This window comes from Jatrophihabitans sp. (assembly GCF_036388195.1).
Lineage (GTDB): Bacteria > Actinomycetota > Actinomycetes > Mycobacteriales > Jatrophihabitantaceae > Jatrophihabitans_A.
This window is the reverse complement of the sequence record NZ_DASVSG010000126.1, coordinates 39,275-45,513: the sequence shown is the minus strand read 5'-3', so window position 1 is coordinate 45,513 and position 6,239 is coordinate 39,275. Positions and strand designations below refer to the sequence as shown.

Annotated in this window: 7 protein-coding genes and 1 riboswitch; of the genes, 6 read left to right on the top strand and 1 reads right to left on the bottom strand. The window is 70.8% G+C overall.

Annotated elements, in window-relative coordinates; all coding sequences use genetic code 11:
• Positions 1-89: 89 nt before the first annotated feature.
• Positions 90-1,301, bottom strand: a complete 1,212-nt coding sequence (gene serA, locus VF612_RS12990; RefSeq protein ID WP_408660270.1) for a phosphoglycerate dehydrogenase — start codon at positions 1,299-1,301, stop codon at positions 90-92.
• 328 nt (positions 1,302-1,629) lie between these two features.
• Between serA and VF612_RS12985 the strand changes: the two genes are divergently transcribed.
• The 6 genes from VF612_RS12985 (at position 1,630) to VF612_RS12960 (ending at position 6,217) form a co-directional block, all read left to right on the top strand.
• Positions 1,630-2,109, top strand: coding sequence for a MarR family winged helix-turn-helix transcriptional regulator (locus VF612_RS12985; RefSeq protein ID WP_408660269.1), 480 nt, complete (start codon positions 1,630-1,632; stop codon positions 2,107-2,109).
• A gap of 164 nt (positions 2,110-2,273) precedes the next feature.
• Positions 2,274-3,476, top strand: a complete 1,203-nt coding sequence (locus tag VF612_RS12980; protein WP_408660268.1) for an ATP-binding protein — start codon at positions 2,274-2,276, stop codon at positions 3,474-3,476.
• Positions 3,477-3,755: 279 nt separating this feature from the next.
• Complete coding sequence (locus tag VF612_RS12975) at positions 3,756-3,929, top strand: hypothetical protein (protein WP_408660267.1); 174 nt, start codon at positions 3,756-3,758, stop codon at positions 3,927-3,929.
• A 102-nt stretch (positions 3,930-4,031) separates the two neighbouring features.
• Complete coding sequence (locus VF612_RS12970) at positions 4,032-5,003, top strand: hypothetical protein (RefSeq protein WP_408660266.1); 972 nt, start codon at positions 4,032-4,034, stop codon at positions 5,001-5,003.
• Between the two features lie 18 nt (positions 5,004-5,021).
• Complete coding sequence (locus VF612_RS12965) at positions 5,022-5,798, top strand: LLM class F420-dependent oxidoreductase (protein WP_408660265.1); 777 nt, start codon at positions 5,022-5,024, stop codon at positions 5,796-5,798.
• 57 nt (positions 5,799-5,855) lie between these two features.
• A riboswitch (adenosylcobalamin (AdoCbl) riboswitch) is annotated at positions 5,856-5,952 on the top strand.
• 46 nt (positions 5,953-5,998) lie between these two features.
• Complete coding sequence (locus VF612_RS12960) at positions 5,999-6,217, top strand: CbtB domain-containing protein (RefSeq protein ID WP_408660264.1); 219 nt, start codon at positions 5,999-6,001, stop codon at positions 6,215-6,217.
• The last annotated feature ends 22 nt before the right edge of the window (positions 6,218-6,239 follow it).

Below are 6,239 nucleotides of genomic sequence, written 5' to 3'. Positions count from 1 at the left end.
AGGCATGGTGCGGGTGGCCGGCCCGAGGCTGACGGTGGCCAAGGCAGCTGGCAGTAGCCACGCCTCCTGGGCTGCCAGGGTCGCTCGGGTTAGATCAGGACGCGGAGCCGGATCGTCTCGGGCATCGCGCGGATCTGGTCCACGATGGCCTGGGTGGTGCCGCTGACGCTGTCGGTGACCAGGTAGCCGACGTCGCCGCGGGTGCCCAGCAGCTGCGCCTCGATGTTCACCTGGTGCTCGGCCAGGATGCCGTTGACGCGGGCCAGCACACCCGGCACGTTGCGGTGCAGGTGCACCAACCGCAGGGTGTCCTTGCGGCGCGGCAGCCCGAGGCCGGGCAGGTTCACCGACAGGGCGGTGGAGCCGTCGGTGATGAAGTCCAGGAACTTGGTCGCCACGAACTGCCCGATGTCCTGCTGGGCCTCCTCGGTGGACCCGCCGATGTGCGGGGTCAGGATCACGTTCGGCAGCCCGCGCAGCTCGGAGACGAACTCATCGCCCCGGCCCTTGGGCTCGACCGGGAACACGTCCACCGCCGCGCCGGCGATGTGGCCGTCCAGGATGGCATCGCGCAGCGCCGCGTAGTCGACCACGAACCCCCGGGACAGGTTGAGGAACAGGCTGCCCGGCCGCATGGCCGCGAACTGCGCCGCGCCGAAGATGCTCTTGTTCTCCGGCCGGCCGTCGACGTGCAGGGTGACGACGTCGGAGTCGTGCAGCAGTTGCTTGAGGCTGTCGCTGCGGTGGGCGTTGCCCAGCGCGAGCCGGTCGGCGGTGTCGTAGAACAGCACCCGCATGCCGAGGCTCTCGGCCAGGACGGACAGCTGGGTGCCGATGTTGCCGTAGCCGACGATGCCCAGGGTGCGGCCGCGGACCTCGTGCGCGCCGGTGGCGGACTTGTCCCAGATGCCCGAGTGCATCAGCTCGTTCTTCTCGGTCAGCCGCCGGGTCAGCGCGATCAGCTCGGCGATCGCGAGCTCGACCACGCTGCGGGTGTTGGAGAACGGGGCGTTGAACACCGTCACGCCGTGCTCGGTGGCCGACAGCAGGTCGATCTGGTTGGTGCCGATGCAGAAGGCGCCGATGGCCAGCAGGTTCGGGGCCGCGCTGAGCACCTTGTCGGTGACGTGGGTCTTGGACCTGATGCCCAGCAGGTGCACGTCGGCGATCGCGTCGATCAGCTCCGCCTCGTCCAGCGCCCGGTCCATGCTGGTGACCTCGAAGCCGGCTGACTGCAGCCGTTCGACCGCTTCGGGATGGATCTGTTCGAGCAGCAGGACGCGTAGGGGGCTGGCGTGCACAACTCACCTTCGAGGGCTTGCGGGGGCGATTGACGGACTGCGGGGGCGAATGACGGGCTTGCGGGGGCGATTGACGGGACTTGCGAGGGCACATGACCGGGCATGCGGGGGCAGCGCCCGGGGTTGGCGAGCGCCGTTGCCCGCCGAGGGGTCAGTCTAATCGTCCGGGCGTGCTAGTGGCTGGCCCGAGCGCGTCCGGAGGCCGGAGGGAAGTGGGCGTCTTGGAGTGGATGGATCAGGGATGGATCGCGTCCGGGATGGATAGGGTGGCGTCAGCTCGGCCAGCGCCGCAACCCGCGGCGGGCGCCGAGTGGCCCAGGGTGAGGACATGACCGAGACACGCTGGCTCAACGCCGAGGAGCAGGCCGCCTGGCGCTCGTTCGTGGATGGCGTCCGCGCCCTGATCGACGTGCTGGACCGTCAACTGCAGGCCGACAGCAACCTGCCGCACAGCTACTTCGAGATCCTGATCCCGCTGTCGGAGGCCGAGGGCCGGACGCTGCGGATGAGTGAGCTGGCCGAGGCCGCCCGGTCCTCCCGCAGCCGGCTCTCGCACGCGGTCGCCCGGCTGGAGGAGCGGGGCTGGGTGCGCCGGCTGACCTGCCCGACCGACCGGCGGGGGCAGCTGGCCCAGCTGACCGACGAGGGTTTCGCGATCGTCGAGGCCGCCGCGCCGGGCCATGTCGACACCGTGCGCAAGTACCTCATCGACCGGCTCACTCCCGAGCAGCTGAGGGCGATGGGGGAGATCGGGCAGCTGCTGCTGGCCAGCACCGCCGAGAGCGACCTGCCGCCGCGGCCGGCCTGAGCCTGCCCAGCGGTGACCCAGTCCGAGCCCGTCCAGCGGTGACCTAGCCCGATCAGACCTGACCCAGCCCGATCGGACCCGGTCCGGATCACCTGCCCCGCGACACGATCGCGAACTATCGGTCAATCTCAGGTACGGCCTAGACAGCGGGATACGGTCCAAGCATGGATCCGGTCCGCAATCCGTACGCCCCCGGAGCAGGCCAGCGGCCGCCGGAGCTGGCCGGCCGGGACGCTGAGCTGCTGGCCTTCGACGTGGTGCTGGAACGGGTCGCCCGCGGTCGGTCGGAGCGCTCGATCGTGCTGACCGGCCTGCGCGGGGTCGGCAAGACGGTGCTGCTCAACGCGCTGCGCTCCGCCGCCGTCCGGGCCGGCTGGGGCACCGGCAAGCTCGAGGCGCGGCCGGACCAGTCCTTGCGCCGGCCGCTGGCCGCCGCCCTGCACGTGGCGATCCGCGAGCTCGGCGGCAGCCATCCGGGGGCGACCGAGCATGTGCTGGGGGTGTTGCGGTCCTTCGCGCAGAAGGACTCGCCGGGCGCCAAGCTCCGGGAGCGTTGGCAACCGGGCATCGAGGTCGCCGCGGTGCCCGGCCGCGCGGACTCCGGCGATATCGAGATCGACCTGGTCGAGCTGTTCGGCGACGTGGCCGGGCTGGCTGCCGACGCCGGCCGGGGCATCGCCATCTTCCTCGACGAGATGCAGGACCTGGCGCCGGCGGACGTCTCGGCGCTGTGCGCGGCCTGCCACGAGCTGAGCCAGAACGGCCTGCCGCTGGTCGTCGTCGGCGCCGGCCTGCCACACCTGCCGGCGGTGCTGTCGGCGAGCAAGTCCTACAGCGAGCGGCTGTTCCGCTACGCCCGGATCGACCGGCTGGACCGGGCGGCCGCCGACCGGGCGCTGCAGTCACCGGCCCGGGACGAGGGCGCGGACTTCACCCCCGACGGGTTGGCCGCGATGTACGAGATCACCGCCGGCTACCCGTACTTCATCCAGGCCTACGGAAAGGCGGTGTGGGACATCGCGCCCGGTTCCCCGATCACCGCGGCCGACGTCCGGGTGGCAGCGCCCGAGGCCGAGGCCGAGCTGGCGGTGGGCTTCTTCGGCTCCCGGTTCGAGCGGGCCACCCCGGCGGAGCGGGAGTACCTGTACGGGATGGCCGCGACCGCCTCGGCGGAGCAGAACGGCGCCGAACCGGAGTCGGTGCCGACCGCGGCGGTGGCCGAGTTCCTCGGGCGCAAGCCCCAGTCGCTGTCGCCGGCCCGGGACGCGCTGCTGAAGAAGGGGCTGATCTACTCGGGAGCGCGCGGCCAGATCGCCTTCACCGTTCCGCATTTCGGCCGCTACCTGCGGGCGCAGCACCTCGACTGAGCAGCCGCTTGTGCTTTCTAAGCCTCTATAGCAATAATCCTAGCGATGACTAGCCGGACCTAGCAACGGGCTGCGCAGGCCCCACCCGGTTGCCCAGGTTGTCGCTGGAGTGTCGCCGCTCGATCACACCTAGGTTGCAGTTCGAACTCGGGGCTTCTCCCCAGGGGCTCCCGGTCCGAATCTGAGATGGTGACTCTCAGTGCTGCCTCGTGGCGAGCCCGTCGCCTCTCCGGCGCTGCCGCCCGCCCGGAGGAGTCCCGATCTGCCCAGCCTGAGCCGGTGGGCGCCTCGGCCCGGCAGCAGCGCCGGTATGCCCGCGCCGAGCGCGTGGGGACCGCCGCCGTGGCCCGGGACCGGTTCATGGACGTGGTCGTCCTGCTGTCGGTGGTGGTCTTCCTGGTGCTGGCCCTAGGAGTCGGCATGCTGGTGCTGCAGAGCGCGCTGCGCAGCTGACCGCCCCCGCTGGTTGCCTCACCACCCGAGAGGGTTCTGCGAGGATGGCGGCGACCAGCACGCGCCGCGGTAGCCCGCTACCGCCGAACGAGGTGAGGCTTCGTGGTTCAGCCGCCCTACGGTGGGATACCGCCCGCCAACCCGTACTACTACGGCACGATGGCTCCCAAGCCCGGGTGCATACCGCTGCGCCCGCTGTCGCTCAGCGAGATCCTGGGCGGCGCGATCGAGGCGATCAGGCGCAATGCCCGCACCGTGCTCTGGCTGTCGGCGGGGGCCGGCGCGGTCCAGGCGCTGATCGGGCTGATCGTGCAGCGCTATGCCGCCCAGCAGGCCGTCCAGGTGATCGACCAGAGCGACCCGGCCGATCCGCGGGTGCACTGGGACCAGCTCGGCACGGTCCTGGCCAGCACGGTAGGTCTGTCGCTGCTGGGCAGCATCATCGCCGCGGTGCTCACCGGGATGATCGTGGTGGTGGTGACCGAGGACGTCGTCGGCCGCACGGCGAGCTTGGAGCTGGTGTGGTCGAAGGTGCGCTCCAGGGTCTGGCGGCTGATCCTGCTGTCGCTGCTGGTCGGCCTGCTGGCGGCGTTCGGCCTGGTGCTGTGCCTCGCGCCCGGAATCTGGCTGTGGGGCATCTGGGCCGTCGCGGTGCCTGCGCTCATCATCGAGAACCACGGCATCGGACGGGCGCTGGGGCGGTCCTACCGTCTGGTGCTGGGCACGTTCTGGCGGGTCTGGGGGATCCGGGCTTTGGGCTACCTCATCACGCTGATCCTCGCCAGCGCGGTCAGCGCGGTGGTGGGCGCCATCGCCGCCGCCCTGACCGGAGACGAACCGGCCGGCTTCCTGGGCACCGGCGGCGGTGCTTCGCTGTCGTGGGCCTACCTGCTGATCTCCGCGGTCGGGGGCATGGTGGTGGTGACCTTCACCGCGCCGTTCCTGGCCAGCGTCGACTCGCTGCTCTACGTCGATCTGCGGATGCGCAAGGAGAACCTGGCCGTCGACCTGCAGCAGGCCGCGGCCGGCGTCCGGCAGCCGCCACCGCCGCAGCCGCCGCAATACCTGCGCTAGCCCGGTAGCGTCTGGACGGTGACCGCATCCGGAATACGCATCGGTGTCCAGCTCCAGCCCCAGCATGCCGACTACCCCGAGATCAGGCGGGCGCTGACCGAGGCCGAAGACCTCGGCGTCGACATCGCGTTCAACTGGGACCACTTCTACCCGCTCAACGGCGACGACGAGGGCAAGCACTTCGAGTGCTGGACCATGCTGGGCGCCTGGGCCGAGCAGACCTCGCGCATCGAGATCGGCGCGCTGGTCACCTGCAACAGCTATCGCAACCCCGAGCTGCTGGCCGACATGGCCCGCACCGTGGATCACATCAGCGCCGGACGGCTGATCCTGGGCATCGGCTCGGGCTGGTTCGAGAAGGATTACCAGTCCTACGGCTACGACTTCGGGACGGCCGGCTCCCGGCTGGACGACCTCGCCGAGGCGCTGCCCCGGATCGAGCGCCGCTGGGAGCGGCTGAACCCGGCGCCGACCCGGAAGATCCCGGTGCTGATCGGCGGCGGCGGGGAGCGCAAGACGCTGCGGATGGTGGCCCGGCATGCCGACATCTGGCACTCCTTCTCCGACCTCGACACCTTCAAGCGCAAGTCCGAGGTGCTGGCCGGCTGGTGTGCGGAGTTCGACCGGAGCCCCGACGAGATCGAGCGCTCGGTGGGCGTGCGGCCCGAGCCGCCGGCCGAGACCGGCCCGGCCTATGTGGAGGCCGGCGCGCGGCTGTTCACGATCGGCCTCAGCGGTCCGTCCTATGACCTGAGCGTCGTGCGCGACTGGGTGGCCTGGCGCGACAGCCTGTAGCCGCTGCGGGGGTGTCCGGTTGACGCGGGACCGGCCCGGCCGTTAGCGTCCGCGGTGCGTGATGGCGTGCGGAAGCCGGTGAGAACCCGGCACGGTCGCGCCACTGTGAGTCGGCCACCTGGTAGCCGGCGAGTCAGGTCTGTTCGCCATCATGACGCCCCAACTGACAAGGGACGCAGAATCCCTGAAGGAGGCACCACATGAGCAGCAACTCCCCGTCGCCCGCCGCTACCGCGACCCCGGTCGTCGTGCCGATCAGCACGGCCGCGCTGTGGCTGGTCAGCGCCCTGTTCCTCGGGCTGGCGATGTACTTCCTGATCGGGCTCGACCAGGGCGCGGTCTCGGTGTTCGGCCAGAACAGCAACATCCACGAGTTCGTGCACGACGCCCGCCACCTGCTCGGCTTCCCCTGCCACTAGGCGCCGTGGCCGCTGCGGCCCC

Coding starts and splice junctions, on each gene's coding strand:
- VF612_RS12985 (WP_408660269.1), top strand. CDS start 1,630: ATGACCGAGACACGCTGGCTCAACGCCGAGGAGCAGGCCGCCTGGCGC.
- VF612_RS12980 (WP_408660268.1), top strand. CDS start 2,274: ATGGATCCGGTCCGCAATCCGTACGCCCCCGGAGCAGGCCAGCGGCCG.
- VF612_RS12960 (WP_408660264.1), top strand. CDS start 5,999: ATGAGCAGCAACTCCCCGTCGCCCGCCGCTACCGCGACCCCGGTCGTC.